This is a genomic window from Streptomyces thermocarboxydus (assembly GCF_024760485.1).
Lineage (GTDB): Bacteria > Actinomycetota > Actinomycetes > Streptomycetales > Streptomycetaceae > Streptomyces > Streptomyces cellulosae.
In genome coordinates, this window is record NZ_CP058273.1 from 855,191 (window position 1) to 874,645 (window position 19,455).

The window sequence follows — 19,455 nt, forward strand, 5'->3', positions numbered from 1 at the left end:
GGGGCTTCTGCGGGAGGGGTGCGAGACGCCTACGGGAGCGCGGTGAGGCCGGCGAGCTTGTCGGGGTTGCGGACCACGTAGACCGTGCGGATCCGGTCGCCGTCGGCGTCGATCTGCACCACCGTGTCGGGCTTCCCGCCGGACAGCACGAGCACGGCGGGACCGCCGTTGAGCTCGACCGTGCGGACGGACACGTCCGGCAGCCCCTTGCCGGCCACCCCGACGAAGAAGCGGCCCACATGGTCGGCGCCGTCGAGCACCCGCAGCGGGGCGCGCGCCTTGCCGCCGCTGTCGCCGACGAGGCGGACGTCCGGGGCGAGCAGCTCCATCAGGCCCGCCAGGTCTCCCCCGGCGGCCGCGTCCAGGAAGCGCTCGGTGAGGTCGCGTCGGCGGGCGGGGTCGACGTCGTAACGGGGGCGCCGCTCGTCGACATGGCGGCGGGCGCGGGCGGCGAGCCGGCGTACGGCTGCCTCGCCGCGGTCGAGCATGGCGGCGATGTCGGCGTACGGGTAGCCGAACGCCTCCCGCAGCACGAACACCGCGCGCTCCAGCGGGGAGAGCGTCTCCATGACGACGAGCACCGCGAGGGACACCGAGTCGGCGAGCACGGCGCGCTCCGCGGTGTCCGGCACGGTGTCGCCGAAGTCGGTGACGTACGGCTCGGGGAGCCAGGGGCCGACGTAGGTCTCGCCGCGCGCCTTGATCCGCCGGAGCCGGTCGAGGGCGAGGCGGGTGGTGATCCGCACGAGGAAGCCGCGTGGTTCGCGGACGTCGGTCCGGTCGGCGGCGGACCAGCGCAGCCAGGCGTCCTGGACGACGTCCTCGGCATCGGCCGCACGGCCCAGCATGCGGTAGGCGATGCCCATGAGGACGGGGCGGTGTTCCTCGAAGAGGGGGGTCGCGGTGTCGGCGGTCACCCGGCCATCCCAGCGGACCGGTGGCGAGGTGTCCAGGCGGCGCCCGGGCGCGTGGAGGCAGCCGGCGCGACGGGCTACCCGTCGGTAGCAATTGCTGACAAGCTGTCTACGGCGTCCGCCGCGACGCCCCTTTCCGCTCGCCCATGCTCGTCCGAACGAGGAGCACTCGATGTCCGCGACCGTCACCTACCAGGTCCCCTCTCCGCGAGGCCCGCAGTCCGTGACCCTCTCCTACGCGCGCGTAGGACGCGGGGAGCCGCTGCTTCTGCTGCACGGCATCGGGCACCACCGGCAGGCCTGGGACCCGGTCGTGGACATCCTGGCCACCGAGCGCGAGGTGATCGCCGTGGACCTGCCCGGCTTCGGCGCCTCGCCCGCCCTGCCCGACGGGCTCGACCACGACCTGCCCACCGTGACCACCGCCCTCGCGGGCCTGTGCGAGGCCCTGGAGCTGGACCGGCCGCATGTCGCCGGCAACTCCCTGGGCGGGCTGCTCGCCCTGGAGATGGGGCGGGCCGGGCTGGTGCGCTCGGTGACGGCGCTGTCCCCCGCCGGGTTCTGGACGCAGGCCGAGCGGCGGTACGCGTTCACCGTGCTGTCCGCCATGCGGGGCATCGCGGAGCGGATGCCGGTGCGGGTGGTCGAGGCGCTGTCCCGGTCCGCGGTCGGGCGGGGTGTGCTGACCAGCACGATCTACGCCCGGCCCGGGCGGCGGGCCCCGGAGGCGGTGGTCGCCGAGACACGGGCGCTGGCCGAGGCGAGCGGTTTCGCGCGGACGCTGCGGGCGGGCGGGTCCGTGCAGTTCGCGGAGGACGTACGGGGGGTTCCGGTGACGGTGGCGTGGGGGGCGCGGGACCGGTTGCTGATTCCCCGGCAGGGGGTGCGGGCGAAGCAAATCATTCCGCGGGCGCGGCTGGTTCGGCTGCCGGGGTGTGGGCATGTGCCGATGAACGACGATCCGGCGCTGGTGGCACGGGTGTTGTTGGACGGGAGTCGTTAGGCCGGTTTTTCACCGCGGGCCGGTGGGGGTTCGTCGCGCAGTCCCCGCACCCCTGGGGGTGTGTTGTTCATCCGGAGTTCGACGAGTGGGCGTAGGTGTGGGTGTGCCCACCCACCGCACCCTCGGAGGCGTACTCATGGCACACCGTCGCTCCTTGTTGAAGGGGTCCCTCGCTCTGTCGGCGGGGCTGGCCCTGCCCGCGTTCACCCGGTCGGGGCGGCCCTCCGCCGAGTGGGGCGTCCAGGCCGGGGACGTCACCCGCGACTCCGCGCTGGTGTGGGTGCGGTCGGACCGGCCGGCGCGGATGATCCTCGAGACCTCGGCGACGGAGTCGTTCCGTAACGTCCGCCAGGTGCGCGGGCCGTTGATCGGTCCCGGCACCGACTTCACCGGCACGGCCCGGCTGCGCGGGCTGCCGTCCGGCGAACAGGTCCACTACCGGGTGCTGCTCGCCGACCCCGACGACCCACGCCGTACGAGCGCGCCCGCCGCCGGAACCTTCCGCACCGTGCCGGACCGGCGGCGGGACGGGGTGCGGTTCGTGTGGTCGGGCGACCTCGCCGGACAGGGCTGGGGCATCAACCCGGCGTTCGGCGGCTACCGCATCTTCGGCGCGATGGAGCGGCTCGACCCGGATTTCTTCCTGTTCAGCGGGGACACGATCTACGCCGACGGGCCGATCGCGGCGACCGCCGAACTGCCGGACGGCAGCCTCTGGCGGAACGTCACCACCGAGGAGAAGTCCAAGGTCGCGGAGACCCTCGCGGAGTTCCGCGGCAACTTCCGTTACAACCTGCTGGACGAGCACCTGCGCCGGTTCAACGCCCGTGTGCCGTCCATCGTGCAGTGGGACGACCACGAGGTGCGCAACAACTGGTACCCGGGGCAGCGGATCGCGGACACCGACACCCGGTACACCGAGAAGGACGTCGACGTGCTGGCGGCCCGTGCCCTGCGGGCGTTCGGCGAGTACCACCCCGTGTCGACGCTGCGGCCCGGCGCCCGGGAAGGGCGCGTCCACCGGGTGCTGCGGCGGGGGCCGCTGCTCGACGTGTTCGTGCTGGACATGCGGACGTACCGGAACGCCAACTCGCCGGGCGACCAGGCCGTCGACCCGCAGGGCATCCTGGGCAGGGAGCAACTGGACTGGCTGAAGCGGGAGCTGGCGCGGTCGCGTGCGGTGTGGAAGGTGATCGCCGCCGACATGCCGGTCGGGCTGGTCGTGCCCGACACCACCGGGGGGCGCCCGCATGTCGAGGCGGTGGCACAGGGCGACCCGGGGGCACCGCTGGGGCGTGAGCTGCAGATCGCGGAGCTGCTGCGGTTCGTGAAGCACCGGAGGATCACCGGGACGGTGTGGCTGACGACGGACGTGCACCACACCGCGGCGCAGCACTACCGGCCCGAGCGGGCCGCGTTCGGCGATTTCGAGCCGTTCTGGGAGTTCGTCTCGGGGCCGCTCAACGCGGGCGCGTTCCCGGCCACGGAGCTGGACGGGACATTCGGTCCGGAGCGGGTGTTCCTGAAGGCGCCCTCGACCGCCAACGTCTCCCCCGCCGGTGGGTACCAGTTCTTCGGCGAGGTGGACATCGACGGCGGCAGCGGTGAACTGACCGTGCGGCTGCGGGAGATGGAGGGCACGGTGCTGTTCAGGAAGACGCTGCAGCCGGGCCTCGTCGGTCAGTAACACAGCATTTCGGACAGAAGCGGGCTTTACTCGTCAGTCACAGTACGTTCGTGATCGCGAAACACGATTCCTTCACAGTGACTGTATGAGTCGAGACATGTTTGACGTGACGAACAACCGTGACGGAGGGCGCACGCCCCGCGCCGCTGGAACCCGCTCGCCCGCGCCGCGCGCTGCGGGGAGGCGCTGCACGCATGGCGCACACGCCGCCACGGCCACGCGCCGCCGGCGCACGATACCGGCGGCGCTCCGCCGTCGCCCGAGCCGGCGGCGGTCGAGAGCGTGCTGTGGCGGATGCGGACGACGGTGCGGGACGAGCCGGGCGCGCTGGCCGCCCTGTGCACCGCGCTGGCCGAACGGCGGGTCGACATCCTGAGCCTGCAGACGCACCCGCTGGGCGCGCACACCGTCGACGAGTTCCTGCTGCGCGTGCCGGCCGGCACCGACCTCACCGCGGCGGTCGAGGCCGGCGGCGGCACGGACACCTGGGCCGAGCGGGCCGACGCCCACGACCTGGTGGACGGCCCGACCCGGATGCTGGGGCTGGCCGCCCGCACCGCGACGGACGCGGCGGAACTGCCGCTGGTGCTCCGCCAGTTGCTGGGACGCTGCACGATCCGCTCCCAGCCCGCGACGGCGTTCGGCGCCGGGCCGGGGGCCGTGCCGCCGGAGGGCGTCCTGGAGGACACCGTGATCCGGCTGCGCGACCCTGAGGGCGGTGTGCTGACGGTCGAGCGGCCGTATCTGCCGTTCACGCCCACGGAGTTCGCCCGTGCCCGGGCGCTGGTGGAGCTGGACGCCCGGCTCGGCCGGCGGCTGCCGGACGGCCGTGACGTGCTGGCGCTGTCCGAGGGCGGTCATGTCTCCGTGCGCCGCGCGGACACCGCCGACCTGGACGCGGCGCGGGCGATGCACGAGCGGTGCTCCGCCGAGACGCTGCGGCGCCGGTACCACGGCCCGGTCGGCGACGCGAGCCGCTACCTGGACCACCTGCTCAGCCCGCGCTTCGGCCGTACGCTCGCCGCGCAGACCGCGTCCGGCGACATCGTCGCCCTCGGCCATCTGCTGTGGGACGGCGACGAGACCGAGGTGGCGCTGATCGTCGAGGACGCCTGGCAGCGGCGGGGCATCGGCGCGGAACTGCTGTCGCGTCTCGTGGGCATGGCGGTCGAGGCGGGCTGCGCCCATGTGTACGCGGTGACGCAGGCGTCCAACACGGGCATGGTCGCCGCGATGCGCGGCCTGGGCCTCCCCCTCGACTACCAGATCGAGGAGGGCACCCTCGTCATCACCGCCCGTCTGACCCCCGCCCCGGCCGCCCGCCCGACGGAGGCCGGCGAGAGGGCGGCCCGGTACTGACCCGACGACGGAAAACGGCCCGGCACACCGAGGTGTGCCGGGCCGTCCCCTCCGTTCATGGGCGGTGTCCGTCAGCCCTGGGCCATCGCCTCCGGCCGGGCCGGGCGCGCGGACCGCGCGCCCAGGGCCTGGTCCAGGTCGGACCACAGGTCCTCGACGTCCTCCAGGCCGACCGAGAGCCGCAGCAGCCGGTCGGAGACGCCCGCGCCCCTGCGGTCGTCGGCGTCGACGATGCGGTGGCTGATGGACGCCGGGTGCTGGATGAGGGAGTCCACGCTGCCGAGGCTCACCGCCGGGGTGATCAGGCGGACGCCGGCGATCACCGCGTGCGGGTCGCCGTGGACCTCGAAGGCGACCATCGCGCCCCCGATGCGCGGGTAGTGCACCTTGGCCACGCGCGGGTCCGCGGCTAGGCGGGCCGCGAGCTCGGCGGCGTTCGCGGACGCGGCCCGTACCCGGACCGGCAGCGTCGACAGGCCGCGCAGCAGCAGATAACCGGCCAGTGGGTGCAGCACCCCGCCGGTGGCGAACCGCACCTGCCGCAGCCGCCCGGCGAACTCCTCGTCGCAGGCGACCACACCGGCCAGCACGTCGCCGTGCCCGCCCAGATACTTGGTGGCGCTGTGCAGCACCAGCCGCGCCCCCTGCTCGACGGGACGCTGGAGCACCGGCGTGGCGAAGGTGTTGTCGACGAGCAGCGGCACGGAGCCGCAGGCGTGGGCGACGGCCCGCAGGTCGATCTCGGCGAGCGTCGGGTTGGCGGGCGACTCGACCAGCACCAGGCCGGTGTCGGGGCGCAGCGCGTCCGCGACCCCGGCCGGGTCGGTCCAGGTGACCTCGGAGCCGAGCAGCCCGGCGGTCAAGAGATGGTCGCTGCACCCGTACAGCGGGCGCACGGCCACGACGTGCCGCAGTCCCATGGAGCCGCGCACCAGCAGGACGGCGCTGAGCGCGGCCATGCCGCTGGCGAAGGCGACCGCGGACTCGGTGCCCTCCAGGCGTGCGAGGGCGGTCTCGAAACGGGCGACGGTGGGGTTGCCGAGCCGTCCGTAGACCGGCGGGCCGTCGGGCTCGGCGCCGGTGGTGGCGAAGGCGTCGATACGGGCGGCCTCGGCCCGGCTGTCGTAGGAGGGGTAGGTGGTGGACAGGTCGATCGGCGGGGCGTGCAGTCCGAGTCCGGCGAGATCGTCGCGGCCGGCGTGCACGGCCTCGGTGGCGAGTGCTCTGGTGGTGCGTCGCGTGTCCATGCCGTGGTCCATGGCGCTCAGGGTGAACACCGGCCGGTTCTGTGCGGCCGGACCCCGTGCTACGTTCGGCCGATGGCCGAATCTGTCGTACTGGATCCGGTGGACCTCCATCTGCTGCGGCTGCTGCAGAACGACGCCCGGACCACCTACCGGGACCTCGCCGCACAGGTCGGGGTCGCGCCGTCCACCTGCCTGGACCGGGTGACCCGGCTGCGCCGCTGCGGCGTGATCCTCGGGCACCGCCTCCAGCTGGACCCGGCCAAGCTCGGCCGGGGCCTGCAGGCGTTGCTGTCGGTGCAGGTGAGACCGCACCGGCGGGAGCTGGTGGGACCGTTCGTGGAGCGGATCAGGGCGCTGCCGGAGTCGCTCACCGTGTTCCACCTGACCGGCCCGGACGACTATCTGGTGCATGTCGCGGTCGCGGACATGGCGGATCTGCAGCGGCTGGTGCTGGACGAGTTCACCGCGCGGCGTGAGGTGGCGCGGGTGGAGACGCGGCTGATCTTCCAGCAGTGGGACTGCGGTCCGGTCATGCCGCCTTCGCCCTCGGCTCAATCCGCGTGACGTGCGGCGGACGTCGTACCAGGATGGTCCGCATGTCACCAACCAACAGCGCGCTTCCCCGTCAGGTCGCCGACGCCTACGTCGACGAGCTCATCGCCCTCGATCCGATCACCGGGACGTACCTCGGCGTCAAGGAGAGTTCCTCCCGGCTGCCCGATCTCTCGCCCGCCGGTCAGGAGGCGGTCGCCGATCTGCTCCGGGCGACCCTGGCGCGGCTCGACGAGGCCGAGCGCCGGCCCGGTGCCGACAGCGACGCAGAGCGGCGCTGCGCACGGCTGCTGCGGGAGCGGCTGACCGCCGAACTCGCCGTGCACGAGGCCGACGAGCACCTGCGCGCGGTCGGCAACCTGGGCACGGTCGCGCACGCGGTGCGCGAGGTGTTCACGGTGACACCGGCGGAGACGGAGGAGGACTGGCGGGCGATCGCGGAGCGGCTGCGCGCGGTCCCGGCCGCGCTCGCCGGGTACCGGGAGTCGCTGGCGCTCGGCCTGGAGCGCACGCTGTACGCCGGGCCGCGTCCCACGGCGACGTTCGTCGGGCAGCTCGGCGAGTGGGCGGACACCGGCGAGGGCCGGGGCTGGTTCGAGGATTTCGCCGCGGCGGGCCCGGACGCGCTGCGCGCGGAGCTGGACGAGGCCGCCCGCGCGGCGACCGCGGCCGTGGCGGAGCTGCGGGACTGGCTGCGGGACGTGTACGCGCCCGCGGTCGAGGGTGCCCCGAACACGGTGGGCCGGGAGCGCTACGCCCGCTGGTCGCGCTACTACAACGGCACCGACCTGGACCTGGACGAGGCGTACGCGTACGGCTGGTCCGAGTACTTCCGGCTGCTGGGCGAGATGAAGAAGGAGTCCGAGAAGATCCTGCCGGGCGCCGAGACCCCGTGGGTGGCGCTGGCCCATCTCGACGAGCACGGCCGGCACATCGAGGGCGTGGACGAGGTCCGCGACTGGCTGCAGGGTCTGATGGACCAGGCGATCGACGCCCTGGACGGCACGCACTTCGACCTGGCCGAGCGGGTGCGGAAGGTGGAGTCGCGGATCGCCCCTCCGGGCAGCGCGGCGGCGCCGTACTACACGCCGCCGTCGGAGGACTTCTCCCGGCCGGGCTGCACGTGGCTGCCCACGATGGGCATGACCCGCTTCCCGGTGTACGACCTGGTGTCCACCTGGTACCACGAGGGCGTCCCCGGCCACCATCTCCAGCTGGCGCAGTGGGTGCACGTGGCGGAGAACCTCTCCCGCTACCAGGCGAGCGTCGGCATGGTCAGTGCCAACTGCGAGGGCTGGGCGCTGTACGCGGAGCGGCTGATGGACGAGCTGGGCTTCCTGACGGACGCGGAGCAGCGGCTCGGGTACCTGGACGCGCAGATGATGCGGGCGACCCGGGTGATCGTCGACATCGGCATGCACCTGGAGCTGGAGATCCCCGCGGACTCGCCGTTCCACCCGGGTGAGCGGTGGACGCCGGAGCTGGCGCAGGAGTTCTTCGGCGCGCACAGCAGCCGCCCGGCCGACTTCGTGGAGAGCGAGCTGACCCGCTATCTGACGATCCCGGGCCAGGCCATCGGCTACAAGCTGGGCGAGCGGGCCTGGCTGCTGGGCCGGGAGAAGGCCCGCGAGCGGCACGGCGACGCCTTCGACCTGAAGGCCTGGCACATGGCCGCGCTGTCCCAGGGGTCGCTGGGTCTGGACGACCTGGTGGACGAACTCGCGGCTCTCTAGCACGAGTCCAGCCGGTTCAGCGCCGGAATCCGCCCTCGGAATCGATGACCTGACCGGTGATCCAGCCCGCCTCGTCGGTGGCCAGCCACGCGAGGAGGCGGGCCGGGTCGTCGGGCATGCCCCAGCGTCCGGCGGGGAAGCGCGCGGCGATCGCGTCGTAGACCTCGCCGCTCAGGTAGTCGGTGTCGACGGGGCCGGGGTTGACCGTGTTCACCGTGACCGCGTGGTCGGCCAGTGCCGTCGCCAGGGACCGGGTGATGGAGGCCAGGGCGCCCTTCTGGAGGGCGTAGGCGATCTCTCCGGGCATGCCGCCGGCGATGTCCTGCCCGGAGGTCATCATCAGCACGCGTCCGCCCGGGGTGCCGGGTGGGAGGGCGGCGCGGTGCCGGGCGTGGGCCTGGACGAGCAGCAGCACGGAGCGGGCGTCGACGGCCCAGTGCGCGTCGAGCATGGCGGCGTCGACGGTGTCGAGGTCGCCGTCGGAGCCGCTGAGGGCGTGGTTGGCGACGAGGATGTCCAGGCGCCCGCCGAGCGCCTCGACGACGCGGGCGTGCAGGGCGGCCGGTTCCGCCGGGTCGCTGAGGTCGCCCGGTCCGGCGAGCACGCGCGCGTCGGGGTCGCCGAGCGCCTCGCGTACGGAGGCGACGACGTCCTCGATCCGGTCGGCGCCCCACGGCATGGCGGCGTCGTGCTCCACATGGTGGTGCAGACAGACGCTCGCGCCGTACGCGGCGAGCCTGCGGGCCACGGCGTGACCGATGCCGCCGCGTCGGCTCGCCCCGGTCACGAGGGCGGTGCGGCCCCGCAGCGGCAGGGGGTCGCGGCGGAGTTCCTCGGGCGGGGGCGGGGGAAGCTTCGGCACGGTCCCCATGATGGGTCGGGCCGACCGCGGGGGCACGCGAATAACCGCCCCCCCAGGTCAGGGCAGCGGCCGGAGCTGCACCAGGACCAGCCAGGTCTCCGGCCCGGGGCTGACCTGGGCGGCGCGCACGGCGTAGCGGCCGGGGCCGAGGGCGAGGCGGGCGTGGTCGGTGCCGGCGGCGTGGGTGCCGGGCCACGTCGCGTCGAACAGGACGACCGGACCGGGCACCTTCCACTGTGTCTCCTGCTGCCACTGCGCGACGGCGAGCGCGGCGGGGACGCTCGCCAGCAGGTCGTGCTCCGTGTTGCCGGCGACCCAGCGGACGAGGAGGGAGTGCTCGGGGAGGTAGGCCGTGGCGGCCGGTTCGTCGCCCAGGACGAGAGCGGCGGCGTCACCGACGGGGAGGAGCCCGACGAGCCCGTCGACCTCACAGGCCCGGTCGTAGTCCGAGGCGAACTCCTCGCCGTCGGCCCCCGTCCAGAACGGCAGCACCGTCTCCGGCACCACGACGAGCGGCCCGCCGCCCGACTCCACCCACTCGACCTTCCCCGGCTCCGCGTATCGCTCCATGGCGGAGAAACCTATCGGCTCGACTCCCTTACCGGACGGGCGGGTTCAGCATCCGCACGCGCCGGAGTCCACGACGGTGGTCAGCGGGTCGCCGGCCCCGCGCTCGAGGCCGCGCGGTGTCTCGTACGCGTAGCCCTCGCGCACCCAGTACTCGAAGCCGCCGAGCATCTCCTTGACGGGGTGGCCGAGTTCGGCGAGGGCGAGCGCGGCGCGGGCGGCCCCGTCGCAGCCGGGTCCCCAGCAGTACGTCACGACCGGCACGGCCGGATCGAGGAGGTCAGCGGCCCGCTCCGCGATCCGCGCGGTGGGCAGGTGCAGGGCGCCGGGCACATGGCCCTGGTCCCAGGCCTCGGCCGACCGTGAGTCCAGCAGGACGAAGCCGGGGCCGTCGCCGGACGCGAGCGCGGCGGCCACGTCGGAGACGTCGGTGTACAGGGCGAGTCTCGCGCGGAAGTGCGCGGCGGCCACGGCCGGGGAGGCGGGGGCGGTCCGCAGGACGGGGTTCACGGCGGTCGTCGTCATGACAGGAAAACTACGGGCGCCGACGGCGGTCCTGAAGGGGCGAATCCCGGTGCGGGTCTTGCTCCGCCGGGGATTTCCCTGCTACTTCTCGGCGATGACCGAGTATTCCCCGGACGCCACCGACTGGCGCATCCTCGACGTCCTCCAGCGGGACGGACGCGCCAGTTACGCCGAGCTCGCCCGTGCCGTGTCGATGTCCGCGAGCGCGGTCACCGAGCGGGTGCGGCGGCTGGAGGAGGCCGGGATCGTCCAGGGCTACGCGGCGGTGGTGGACCCGGAGCGGATCGGGCTGCCGGTCCTGGCGTTCGTCCGGCTGCGCTACCCGACCGGCAACTACAAGCCGTTCCACGACCTGGTCGCCGCCACGCCGGAGATCCTGGAGGCGCACCACGTGACGGGCGACGACTGCTTCGTCCTGAAGGTGGCCGCGCGGTCGATGCGACACCTGGAGGAGGTGTCGGGGCGGATCGGCGCGCTCGGCTCGGTGACCACCAGCGTGGTGTACTCCTCGCCGCTGCCGCGCCGTCCCGTGGGGCGGTGACCCGGCCGCACCGTCAGGTCCCGCGCTGCCGCAGCCGGGAGCCGGTGCGGTCCTTCTGGACCTCCAGCTGGGCGTGTATGCGGCGGCGCAGGTCGGGGACGTGGCTGACGATGCCGACGCTGCGGTCCCGTTCGCGCAGCGAGTCGAGGACGTCGAGGACCTCGTCGAGCGTCTGGTCGTCGAGGCTGCCGAAGCCCTCGTCGATGAAGAGCGTGTCCAGCCGCACCCCGCCCGCCTCGTCGGTGACCACGTCGGCGAGGCCCAGCGCGAGGGCGAGGGACGCGAAGAACGTCTCACCGCCGGACAGGGTCGCGGTGTCGCGCTCCCGGCCGGTCCAGGCGTCCACCACGTGCAGCCCGAGGCCGCTGCGGCCACGCCCCGCGCGGTCGTCGGAGTGGACGAGGGTGTAGCGGCCGGACGACATGCGGCGCAGCCGGACGGTCGCGGCGGCGGCGACCTGCTCCAGGCGCGCGGCGAGCACGTACGACTCGAGGCGCATCCGGCGTTCGTTCTCCGCCGAGGTGCCTGCGGTGAGGGCGGCCATGCGGGCCACGCGGTCGTACTCCTCGCGCAGCGGTCCGAGGCGGCGCACGGAGGCGGCGGCGCGGGCGGAGAGCCGGTCGAGTTCCGCGCAGCGGCGGGCGGCGGCGTCCCGCGCGGAGGCGGCCTCGCGGACGGCGCGGTCGGCGTCCTCGGCCGGCGCGCTGGGCTGCGGCGAGATCGACGGCGGGCTGCTGGGCGCGCGCCCGTCTCGGCTCGGCGAGGACGGCGCGTACGGCGGCCTCCTCGTCGTGCAGGCGTCCAGCCGGCGCTGCAGGTGCGGTGGCGTCGTCGTCGAGGAGGGCGTCGGCGGCGCCCGCGGGGTGTCGAAGCCGCGCGGAAGGCGGCGTCGGCGAGGCGGGCGTCGGCGTCCTTGAGCCGCCGTGCGGCCTCCTCGGCGGTGCGGCGCGCGTCGGCGGCCTCGGTGAGCAGCGCCGCCTCGCGTTCGAGCTGACCGGCGCGCGCGGCGACGCTGGGGGCGTTCCCGCGTGCCTGCGCCAACTCCTGCTCCAGCGAGGCTCGTTCGAGGTCGAGGCGTTCGCGGTGACCGACGCGGGCGGCGGCGCGGACGCCGCGTCGCGCTGGGCGGCGGTGCGCAGTTCGTGTGTCGCGTTCGGCGGCGCGCAGCTCCTCCTGGGCGCGTGCAGCGTGGAGGCGGCTCCCGCGCGCGGGCGTACTCCCGCTCCGCCTCGTCGAGTTCACGGCGAGCTGGTCGGCCGGGTGTCCCGGCGCCGCGGCCGCGGCGGCCAGCTCCTCCCGTACGGCGCTGAGCCGCTGGGCTTCGGCGCGCGGGGTCCTCGGCGTGCTGGTAGGCGGTGAGGGCGCGTTCCTCGGTCTCGCGGTCGACGTGTCCGGCGACCCTGCGGGCGGGGCGGGGTGTTCGGTGGCGCCGCAGACCGCGCAGGGCGCCGTCGGTGAGGCCCGCGGCGAGTTCGGCGGCGATGCCGCCCAGGCGCTGCTCCTTGAGGTCGAGCCAGTGCTGCCGGGCGGCGAGGGCCTGTTCGCGGGCGGCGTCGGCCTGTTCGGCGGCGGCTCGCGTCCCGGGTGAGCCGGTCGCGGTGCGGGCGGCGCGAGCCGTGCGGGCGGTGTCGCGCCGGGCGCGAGCTCCCCGGCGCGGGTCGCGGCCTGCTGGCGGTCGCGATGCGGTCCTGGAGGGCGGTGCGGGTGGCCTCCCAGCCGGCGAGCCACGCCTCGGCGTCCTCGCGGACCTCCTCGTCGGCGCGTTCCTGACGGTCAGGCCGGCGCGCTCGTCGAGGAGTTCGGTGAGGCGGCGCTCCGCGCGGCGGGCCGACTCCAGTCCGCCCAGCTCCTCGCGGCGCGGCGGCCGCGGCGGCGAGCCCGTCCGGTCCGGCGTCCGCGAGGGACACGGGGAGGAGGGGCGCGGGAGCGCTGCTCGGCGGCGGACGCGCGGCGGTGCTCGGTGTCGGCGAGTCCCGCAGTTCCAGAGCCGGGCGACGGTCTCGGCCTTGCGGCCCGGTCCATGCGGGCCTGGTCCTCGTCGTGGGCGCCGGACCGCTCCCGCAGCCGCTCGGCCCGCTCCCGGGCCTCGGCGAACCGCCGCTGCAGCCGGTGCCGTTCACGGGCCTCGTCGAGGGCGCGGCCCGCCTCGGCGCGGACGGACTCGGCGGTGGCGAGGCGGCATTGGGCGGCGGTGAGCTGTTCGCGGGCGGTGCTGCGGGCGACGGCGGCCGCGGTGAGCACGGCGTCGGCGAGGCCGGGCTCCCCTGGCGACAGCTCGGGCAGCTCCATGGCGCCGCCCGCGGCCTGCTGCATGCGGTGCGCGTCGGCGAGCAGCTCGGCGTCGCCGTCGCGCACACGGGCCTCGGCGGCGCGGCGGCGGTCGGCGAGGCGCTTCTCCACCTCGGCGAAACGGTGGGTGTCGAAGAGGCGGCCCAGCAGCTTGCCGCGGGCCTCTGCGTCGGCGCGCAGGAAGCGCGCGAAGTCGCCCTGCGGAAGCAGCACGACCTGGCAGAACTGCTCGCGGCTCATACCGAGCAGCTGGGTGATCTCCTCGCCGATCTCCTGGTGCGAGCGGCTGAGGTCCTTCCACGCGCCGGTGGCGGCGTCGCGCTCCCGCAGCCAGGTCTGCGCCTTGTCGGTGGTGGTGCCGCTGCCGCGCTTCTTGGGGCGCTCCCACGGGGGCTGCCGGGTGATCTCCAGGCGGCGTCCGGCGACGGTGAGTTCGAGGGTGACGGAGGTGCGGGTGGCGGGCGCGGCGTGGTCGCTGCGCAGGGTGGTGCCCTGGCCGCCCTGGCGGGCGCCGGGGACGGAGCCGTAGAGGGCGTAGCAGACGGCGTCCAGGACGGAGGTCTTGCCGGCGCCGGTGGGGCCGTGCAGCAGGAAGAGGCCGGCGGCGGACAGGGCGTCGAAGTCGACGCTCTGGGTGGTGCCGAACGGGCCGAAGGCGGTGATGTCCAGACGGTGCAGCCTCACCGGGCCACCTCCCGGGCGGCCTCGTCGGCGCGGACGGCGTCGAAGGCGTCCCGCAGCACGGTGCGCTCGTGCGCGTCGGGACCGGCGCCGCGCACATGGGCGACGAAGTCCTCGGCGATCTGCTGGTCGTCACGGCCGGCGAGGCGGCGGGCGTAGGACACGTCGGGGTCGTCCGGCGGCCGGTCCGGGTCGAAGACGAGGGCGAGGGTGTGCGGGAAGCGCTCGGCGAGCCGGGCCATGGGGTCGGCGGGGCGGACCGGGTCGGTGAGGGTCGCCTCGACCCACGCCTCCTCGTGCGGGGCGAGCGCGGGGTCGGCGAGCAGTTCCTCGAGGGTGCCGCGGATGCGGGCGAGGGGGCGCGGCACGGGGCAGTCGACGCGCTCGGCGGTGACGCTCCCGTCGGCGTCCAGGTCGACCAGCCACATGGACTTGCGGTGCCCGGCCTCGGAGAAGGAGTACGGCAGGGGGGAGCCGGAGTAGCGGACGCGGTCGGTGAGGGTCTGGCAGCCGTGCAGATGGCCGAGCGCCACGTAGTCGACGCCGTCGAACACGGTGGCGGGCACGGACGCGACACCGCCGACCGCGATGTCCCGTTCGCTGTCGCTGGGTCGGCCGCCGGTGACGAAGGCGTGGGCGAGGACGACGGAGCGGGTGCCGGGCGGGCGGGCGGCGAGGTCGGCGCGCACCCGGTCCATGGCGGCGGCGAGCACCGTCTCGTGCCCGGCGCGCTCCACGCCGAACTCGTCCCGCACCAGGGCGGGCTCCAGGTAGGGCAGGCCGTAGAAGGCGACGTCCCCGTGCGCGTCGGGCAGCAGGACAGGGGTGCCGCACGCGGAGGGCTCGGTCCGCAGGTGGATGCCGGCGCGGCCCATGAGCCCCGCGCCGACGCCGAGGCGGCGGGCCGAGTCGTGGTTCCCGGAGATCATCACCGTGGGCACGCCGAGGTCGGCGAGCCGGTGCAGCGCGTCGTCGAACAGCTCGACGGCGGACAGCGGCGGCACCGCCCGGTCGTACACGTCCCCCGACACCACCACCGCGTCCACCTCGCGCTCGCGCACGGTGGTGACGAGGTGACCGATGAACTCGGCCTGGGCACCGAGCATGCCGACCCGGTGGAAGGACCGGCCGAGGTGCCAGTCGGAGGTGTGCAGGAATCTCATGGTCCCGGCAGCGTATCGGGCGCCTCCGACAGCGCGGACGGTTGCTCCCGTATCACCCGTCACGTCCCGGCCATCGGCATGTCAGCCCGTTCCGGGGCGAATCACCCGTGGTGTCCGCATCGTCCCCCTGCCTCACCGGCATGTGCCGCCGGCGCCCGACCCCCGGAAGGCGCTCCCCCCCGCGAGGCCGCCCGACACGTCGCCGGGCGCCATAACGCACCCGAAAGTTTGCACGAACACGCTACGCTCGGTCTCCGGAACACAAGGTGATTGCTCCCAAACGTGCGTTTCGAGAGTGCTCGGCCGCGCACGGCGAAGGAACCCAGGGGTCGTCCGGGCCGACCGACGACCGTCGAATCCTTGAGCGGAGTCCACTGTGATCGACCTGCGGGTGCTCGGCCCGGTACGAGTCCTGGCCGACGACCGGGACCTGGACATCGGACACGCGCGCCAGCGCAGCCTGCTGGCCATGCTGCTGGTGGACGTGAACAACGTGGTGCCCAGGGAGCGGCTCGCCGAACTCGTCTGGGACGGCAGGCCCCCGCGCCGGGCACGCAACACGCTCGCCGGGTACGCGACCCGGCTGCGCAAGGTCCTTGCCTCGTTACCCGGGCGGCCGGTCCTGTCGTCCCAGGACGGCGGATACGTGCTGCGGGTGGACCCGGCGGCCGTGGACCTGTGCCGGTTCCGCGATCTGGCGGGCCGGGCCGCCGGCGTCGGGGACGACGAGGAGCGCTGCGGGCTGCTGCGGTCCGCGCTGGCGCAGTGGTCGGGCGTCGCACTCAGCAATCTGTGGGGCACCCGCGTGGAGTCGCTGCGCACGACCCTGGACAGCGAGCGGCGCGCCGTGCTGCTGGACTACTTCGACGCGCAACTGCGGCTCGGCCGACCCCAGGAGATCCTCACGCAGTTGCAGACGCTGACCGAGGAGCGGCCTTACGACGAGGAGCTGGCGCTCCGTCTGGTGCGGGCCCACTGCGACAGCGGGAACCCGGCGGCGGCGCTGCACGCGTACGAGGCGGCCCGGGCCCGGCTGGACCGGGAGCTGTCGACCCGCCCCGGCGAGGCCCTGCGCGCGGCGGGTGAGCGGCTGCTGCACCCGGTCCGCCCGGCGGACGGCGGGACCGCGAGCCCCGTCACGGCGCGGACGCATGAGCAGCTGCGCATGCCCGAGCCCACCGGGTGCTTCGTCGGCCGGGAGCGCGAACTGCGCGAGCTGGACGCGCTGCTGACCCCGGGCCGCGCCGCGCTGACGGTCACGGCGGCGCAGAGCAGCAACCTCGCGGTGATCAGCGGCATGGCCGGGGCCGGCAAGACGACGTTGTCCCTGCGGTGGGCGCAGCGGACCCGGGACTCCTTCCCCGACGGGCAGTTCTTCGTGGCGCTGCGCGGGCACGACCGGCATCTGCCGCCCCTGGAACCCGCCGAGACGCTCGCCCGGGTCCTGCTCGCGCTGGGACTCCCCGCCGCCGACATCCCGTTCCGGCTCGACGAACGGGCCGCGCTGTACCGGACGCTGCTCGTCGGACGGCGGGTGCTGATCGTGCTGGACGACGCGGCGGACCCCGAGCAGGTGCGCCATCTGCTGCCGCCGAGCGTGGACGGCAGCGCGGTCGTGGTGACGTGCCGGAACCGGATGCCGGGCCTGACCGCCACGTACTTCGCCGGTGAGGTGCTCCTCGACGCCCTGGACGACACCTCCGCGCTCGCCCTGCTGGCCTCGCTGGTCGGCAGCGCGCGTGTGGCGAAGGAGCCGGAGGCCGCGGCCGGGATCGTGCGGGCCTCCGGGCGGCTGCCGCTGACCGTGCGGCTGAGCGGCGCCTACGCCGCGAGCCATCCCGACGAGCCGCTGGGCGAGGTGCTCGCGCGGGTCCCCACGGTGGACGGCACGGACGCGCGCGGGGCGATGGGCCGGGCGCTGGCCCTGTCGTACGGCAAACTGGCGGAGCCCGAACGGCAGTTGTTCCGGCGGCTGGGTGTCGTCCCCGGCATCGAGTTCGGGCGGGAGGCGGTGGCGGCGCTCGCCGACGGTTCGTTCGCCGTGCTGGACGACCGGCTCGGGGCGCTGGTGCGCGCCAACCTGCTGTCCGAGTACGCCCCGCGCCGCTACCGGATGCACCACATGGTCAAGGAGTACGCCATGGGGCGCGCGGCCGAGGAGGACCCCTGGGAGCTGCGCCGGGACGTGCTGCTGCGGCTCTTGGAGTGGTACCGCAGGTCGGTGGAGCGCGTCAGCCTCGCCAACGGCATACAGATGGCGGGAGCACACCGGGGCGCGGACGGATCGTCCGACGCGCGGGAGGCCGTACGGACGCCGGGGCGGCCCGGGGCGGCGCCGGAGGGTACCGGGGGCGGCCCGTACGACGCCGACCTGGGCGGCGAGGCCGGCATCGCCTGGCTCGACCAGGAGAAGGCGGGCATCTGCGCGGCCATCAAGCTCGCCGCGGAGCTCGGGCTCGGCCCGGCGAGCTGGCGGCTGGCCGACGCGATGCTCGGCTTCATCCGGCTGCATCCGGGCGGGGACGACTGGTCGGCGGCGGTGGAGGCGGCGCAGAGCGCGGCCGCCAAGTCGGGCAACCCGCGGGCGAACACGGCGATGCTGCTGAACATGGCCGACTCCCGTTACCGGAAGGGACACCACTCCGGCGAGCGGCAGCTCGCGCGGGAGGCGCTGACCGTCAGCCGGGACGCGTCGTGGCCGGCGGGCGAGGCGCTCGCCCTGGCCGTGCTCGGCCGGTCGTACTGGTCGGTGGGCGCGACAGGGCTGTCGGACCGTTATCTGGGCGCCGCGCTGCGCATCCACGAGAGTGCCGGGGACCTGGCGGGGCAGGCCAACGCGCTGGGCCGGCTGGCCCGTAACGCCTATGACGCGGGCGATCCGGTGTCCGCCCTGCGTGACTTCCGGAGCTCGCTGGTGCTGGCGGAGCGGGCCGGTTCCCGGTTCGGGCAGATACGGCTGCCCGCGTACATCGCGCTGTCGCTCCGCCTGCTGGGCCGGTACGAGGAGGCGGACCACTGGTGCGAACTGGCCATCCGGGCAAGCCGTGAGATGGATTTCCACGAGGGCATGGCCATCGCGCTGACCTGTCGGGCGTCGCTCATGAGCGACCTGGGGGAGCACACCCGCGCGGTGACCACCGCGCGGGAGGCGCATGTCGCCATGCCGCATCTGTCGGACCCGCGTATCGAGGCGGACTGTCTGACAGGGCTGGGCGGCGTCGAGGCCGCGGCCGAGCAGACGGACCTGGCCATGCGCAGTTTCGGCCAGGCGCTGCTGATCTCGGAGGAGATCCACTACTGGCAGGGGGCGGCGCGCGCGCAGGCCGAGAGCGCGGCCGCGTACGTACGGCTCGGCCTGTACGAGGAGGCGCTCGCGGCCGGCCGGCGGGCCCGGCGCGTCCTGCACCGGTGCGACATGCGGCTGGTGACGGCGCAGACGCTCGCCTCGGAGGCGGACTGCGCGCTGGCGGCCGGTGACATCGCGGCCGCCGTCGCCGGTCACCGCCGCGCGGCCGCGCTGTACCGGGCGGCGGGCCACCCGCTGGGTGAGGTACGGGCGCTGCTCTCCTGGGGCCGCGCCGCCGCCACAGCCCCGGGCCACGGCCGCCCCACCCGCCCCTGGCGCCGCGCGCTGCGACTGGCGGAGCCCCTCGGCGTGCCGGAGGCAGCCACCCTGCGAACCCTCCTCACCACGTAACCGCCCCCACCGACGGCGGACCACCCACCGGCCGGGAGGCCAGGCCTCCGCCCACCCGGGGCCGCGCCTCCCGCCCGACGAGGACACACTCGCCTCACGGAAGCCCGATACGCCACGGACACCAGCCGCCCCCGCACGGCAGACCCCCTCGGACGAGGCACGCCCCCTGTGCGCTCCGCCCGACGCAGACGCCCCGCCGCCCCACCAGCGGCATGGCCACGCAGCAGGCACCCCCGAGCCGGCCCACCGGCCCAGTCGTCCCGGCGCGGTCGCCACGCCGAAGCGGCACTCGGCCGGGGCTCTCCGCCCGACGCAGACGCCCCGCCGCCCCACCAGCGGCATGGCCACGCAGCGGCCACCCCCGAGCCGGCCCACCGGCCGGTCGTCCCGGCGCGGTCGCCACGCCGAAGCGGCGCTCGGCCACCTGTACGTGCGTCAGGCCCGACGGCGCGTCGCCGCACCGTCCGAGCCCGCCGGCACAGCGCCCGGCGCGCAGGCTCCGCGCCCTGCGCCCGCGCAGCCACCAGGCCAGGGGGTCGGCACACAGCCCGCGGCCGCGGAACGCGCGGGCCGCCGCCGCGGCCGTGTGGCACGGGCCCAGCGGTTCCGGCGCCGGGCGCCTTGCCCGTCGGGGT

The 19,455-nt window shown here is 74.9% G+C and carries 17 protein-coding genes; 9 read left to right on the top strand and 8 right to left on the bottom strand.

The window, feature by feature from the left end; translation table 11 throughout:
• Nucleotides 1–29 precede the first annotated feature (29 nt).
• Entirely contained in the window at nucleotides 30–917 is an 888-nt protein-coding gene (locus AY578_RS04015; protein WP_019524777.1) for an RNA polymerase sigma-70 factor, read from the bottom strand.
• Nucleotides 918–1,086: 169 nt separating this feature from the next.
• Between AY578_RS04015 and AY578_RS04020 the strand changes: the two genes are divergently transcribed.
• From AY578_RS04020 to AY578_RS04030, 3 genes are all read left to right on the top strand, one after another.
• The gene (locus AY578_RS04020) at nucleotides 1,087–1,917 is read left to right on the top strand and encodes an alpha/beta fold hydrolase (protein WP_019524778.1); all 831 of its coding nucleotides are present in this window, start codon (nucleotides 1,087–1,089) and stop codon (nucleotides 1,915–1,917) included.
• A 136-nt stretch (nucleotides 1,918–2,053) separates the two neighbouring features.
• Nucleotides 2,054–3,604 carry an alkaline phosphatase D family protein gene (locus AY578_RS04025; protein ID WP_026243803.1) on the top strand — a complete coding sequence of 517 codons (1,551 nt, stop codon included), beginning with the start codon at nucleotides 2,054–2,056 and terminating at the stop codon, nucleotides 3,602–3,604.
• Between the two features lie 186 nt (nucleotides 3,605–3,790).
• Nucleotides 3,791–4,963 (top strand): GNAT family N-acetyltransferase, encoded by a 1,173-nt coding sequence (locus AY578_RS04030; RefSeq protein ID WP_258907224.1) that lies wholly within the window; start codon nucleotides 3,791–3,793, stop codon nucleotides 4,961–4,963.
• Between the two features lie 71 nt (nucleotides 4,964–5,034).
• On the opposite strand, the gene AY578_RS04035 is transcribed toward AY578_RS04030, so the two are convergent.
• Nucleotides 5,035–6,222 carry a trans-sulfuration enzyme family protein gene (locus tag AY578_RS04035; RefSeq protein WP_026243804.1) on the bottom strand — a complete coding sequence of 396 codons (1,188 nt, stop codon included), beginning with the start codon at nucleotides 6,220–6,222 and terminating at the stop codon, nucleotides 5,035–5,037.
• A 60-nt stretch (nucleotides 6,223–6,282) separates the two neighbouring features.
• On the opposite strand from AY578_RS04035, the gene AY578_RS04040 reads away from it, so the two are divergent.
• A complete protein-coding gene (locus tag AY578_RS04040) occupies nucleotides 6,283–6,774 on the top strand; it encodes an Lrp/AsnC family transcriptional regulator (RefSeq protein WP_019524782.1) in 492 nt (163 codons plus the stop codon).
• Between the two features lie 32 nt (nucleotides 6,775–6,806).
• Entirely contained in the window at nucleotides 6,807–8,495 is a 1,689-nt protein-coding gene (locus tag AY578_RS04045; protein WP_019524783.1) for a DUF885 domain-containing protein, read from the top strand.
• A gap of 16 nt (nucleotides 8,496–8,511) precedes the next feature.
• Here the strand turns inward: AY578_RS04045 and AY578_RS04050 are convergent, their stop codons facing one another.
• The 3 genes from AY578_RS04050 to AY578_RS04060 are packed head-to-tail and all read right to left on the bottom strand — an operon-like array spanning nucleotide 8,512 to nucleotide 10,449.
• Nucleotides 8,512–9,357, bottom strand: coding sequence for an SDR family oxidoreductase (locus tag AY578_RS04050; RefSeq protein WP_026243805.1), 846 nt, complete (start codon nucleotides 9,355–9,357; stop codon nucleotides 8,512–8,514).
• 57 nt (nucleotides 9,358–9,414) lie between these two features.
• Nucleotides 9,415–9,927, bottom strand: coding sequence for an immunity 21 family protein (locus AY578_RS04055; RefSeq protein ID WP_019524785.1), 513 nt, complete (start codon nucleotides 9,925–9,927; stop codon nucleotides 9,415–9,417).
• A gap of 45 nt (nucleotides 9,928–9,972) precedes the next feature.
• Nucleotides 9,973–10,449 (bottom strand): rhodanese-like domain-containing protein, encoded by a 477-nt coding sequence (locus AY578_RS04060; RefSeq protein ID WP_161108198.1) that lies wholly within the window; start codon nucleotides 10,447–10,449, stop codon nucleotides 9,973–9,975.
• 94 nt (nucleotides 10,450–10,543) lie between these two features.
• Between AY578_RS04060 and AY578_RS04065 the strand changes: the two genes are divergently transcribed.
• The gene (locus AY578_RS04065; RefSeq protein ID WP_137209506.1) at nucleotides 10,544–10,990 is read left to right on the top strand and encodes an Lrp/AsnC family transcriptional regulator; all 447 of its coding nucleotides are present in this window, start codon (nucleotides 10,544–10,546) and stop codon (nucleotides 10,988–10,990) included.
• A gap of 13 nt (nucleotides 10,991–11,003) precedes the next feature.
• On the opposite strand, the gene AY578_RS33975 is transcribed toward AY578_RS04065, so the two are convergent.
• Entirely contained in the window at nucleotides 11,004–11,582 is a 579-nt protein-coding gene (locus AY578_RS33975) for an SbcC/MukB-like Walker B domain-containing protein (RefSeq protein WP_420341303.1), read from the bottom strand.
• 230 nt (nucleotides 11,583–11,812) lie between these two features.
• On the opposite strand from AY578_RS33975, the gene AY578_RS33980 reads away from it, so the two are divergent.
• Both AY578_RS33980 and AY578_RS33985 read left to right on the top strand, forming a co-directional pair.
• The gene (locus AY578_RS33980) at nucleotides 11,813–12,349 is read left to right on the top strand and encodes a hypothetical protein (RefSeq protein ID WP_420341304.1); all 537 of its coding nucleotides are present in this window, start codon (nucleotides 11,813–11,815) and stop codon (nucleotides 12,347–12,349) included.
• Nucleotides 12,333–12,578, top strand: coding sequence for a hypothetical protein (locus AY578_RS33985; protein WP_420341305.1), 246 nt, complete (start codon nucleotides 12,333–12,335; stop codon nucleotides 12,576–12,578). The genes AY578_RS33980 and AY578_RS33985 overlap by 17 nt, the downstream gene beginning before the upstream one ends.
• Nucleotides 12,579–12,763: 185 nt before the next feature.
• Here the strand turns inward: AY578_RS33985 and AY578_RS33990 are convergent, their stop codons facing one another.
• Complete coding sequence (locus tag AY578_RS33990; protein WP_420341306.1) at nucleotides 12,764–13,963, bottom strand: AAA family ATPase; 1,200 nt, start codon at nucleotides 13,961–13,963, stop codon at nucleotides 12,764–12,766.
• Nucleotides 13,960–15,123: an exonuclease SbcCD subunit D gene (locus AY578_RS04075; RefSeq protein ID WP_161231028.1), complete on the bottom strand. Its 1,164-nt coding sequence runs from the start codon at nucleotides 15,121–15,123 to the stop codon at nucleotides 13,960–13,962. The genes AY578_RS33990 and AY578_RS04075 overlap by 4 nt, the downstream gene beginning before the upstream one ends.
• Nucleotides 15,124–15,499: 376 nt before the next feature.
• Here AY578_RS04075 and AY578_RS04080 point away from each other — a divergent pair, with 376 nt between their 5' ends.
• Nucleotides 15,500–18,820 carry an AfsR/SARP family transcriptional regulator gene (locus AY578_RS04080; RefSeq protein ID WP_019524790.1) on the top strand — a complete coding sequence of 1,107 codons (3,321 nt, stop codon included), beginning with the start codon at nucleotides 15,500–15,502 and terminating at the stop codon, nucleotides 18,818–18,820.
• Nucleotides 18,821–19,455: the final 635 nt, after the last annotated feature.

Coding starts and splice junctions, on each gene's coding strand:
- AY578_RS04055 (WP_019524785.1), bottom strand. CDS start 9,927: ATGGAGCGATACGCGGAGCCGGGGAAGGTCGAGTGGGTGGAGTCGGGC.
- AY578_RS04020 (WP_019524778.1), top strand. CDS start 1,087: ATGTCCGCGACCGTCACCTACCAGGTCCCCTCTCCGCGAGGCCCGCAG.
- AY578_RS04075 (WP_161231028.1), bottom strand. CDS start 15,123: ATGAGATTCCTGCACACCTCCGACTGGCACCTCGGCCGGTCCTTCCAC.
- AY578_RS04060 (WP_161108198.1), bottom strand. CDS start 10,449: ATGACGACGACCGCCGTGAACCCCGTCCTGCGGACCGCCCCCGCCTCC.
- AY578_RS04035 (WP_026243804.1), bottom strand. CDS start 6,222: ATGGACCACGGCATGGACACGCGACGCACCACCAGAGCACTCGCCACC.
- AY578_RS04040 (WP_019524782.1), top strand. CDS start 6,283: ATGGCCGAATCTGTCGTACTGGATCCGGTGGACCTCCATCTGCTGCGG.
- AY578_RS04045 (WP_019524783.1), top strand. CDS start 6,807: ATGTCACCAACCAACAGCGCGCTTCCCCGTCAGGTCGCCGACGCCTAC.
- AY578_RS04065 (WP_137209506.1), top strand. CDS start 10,544: ATGACCGAGTATTCCCCGGACGCCACCGACTGGCGCATCCTCGACGTC.
- AY578_RS04025 (WP_026243803.1), top strand. CDS start 2,054: ATGGCACACCGTCGCTCCTTGTTGAAGGGGTCCCTCGCTCTGTCGGCG.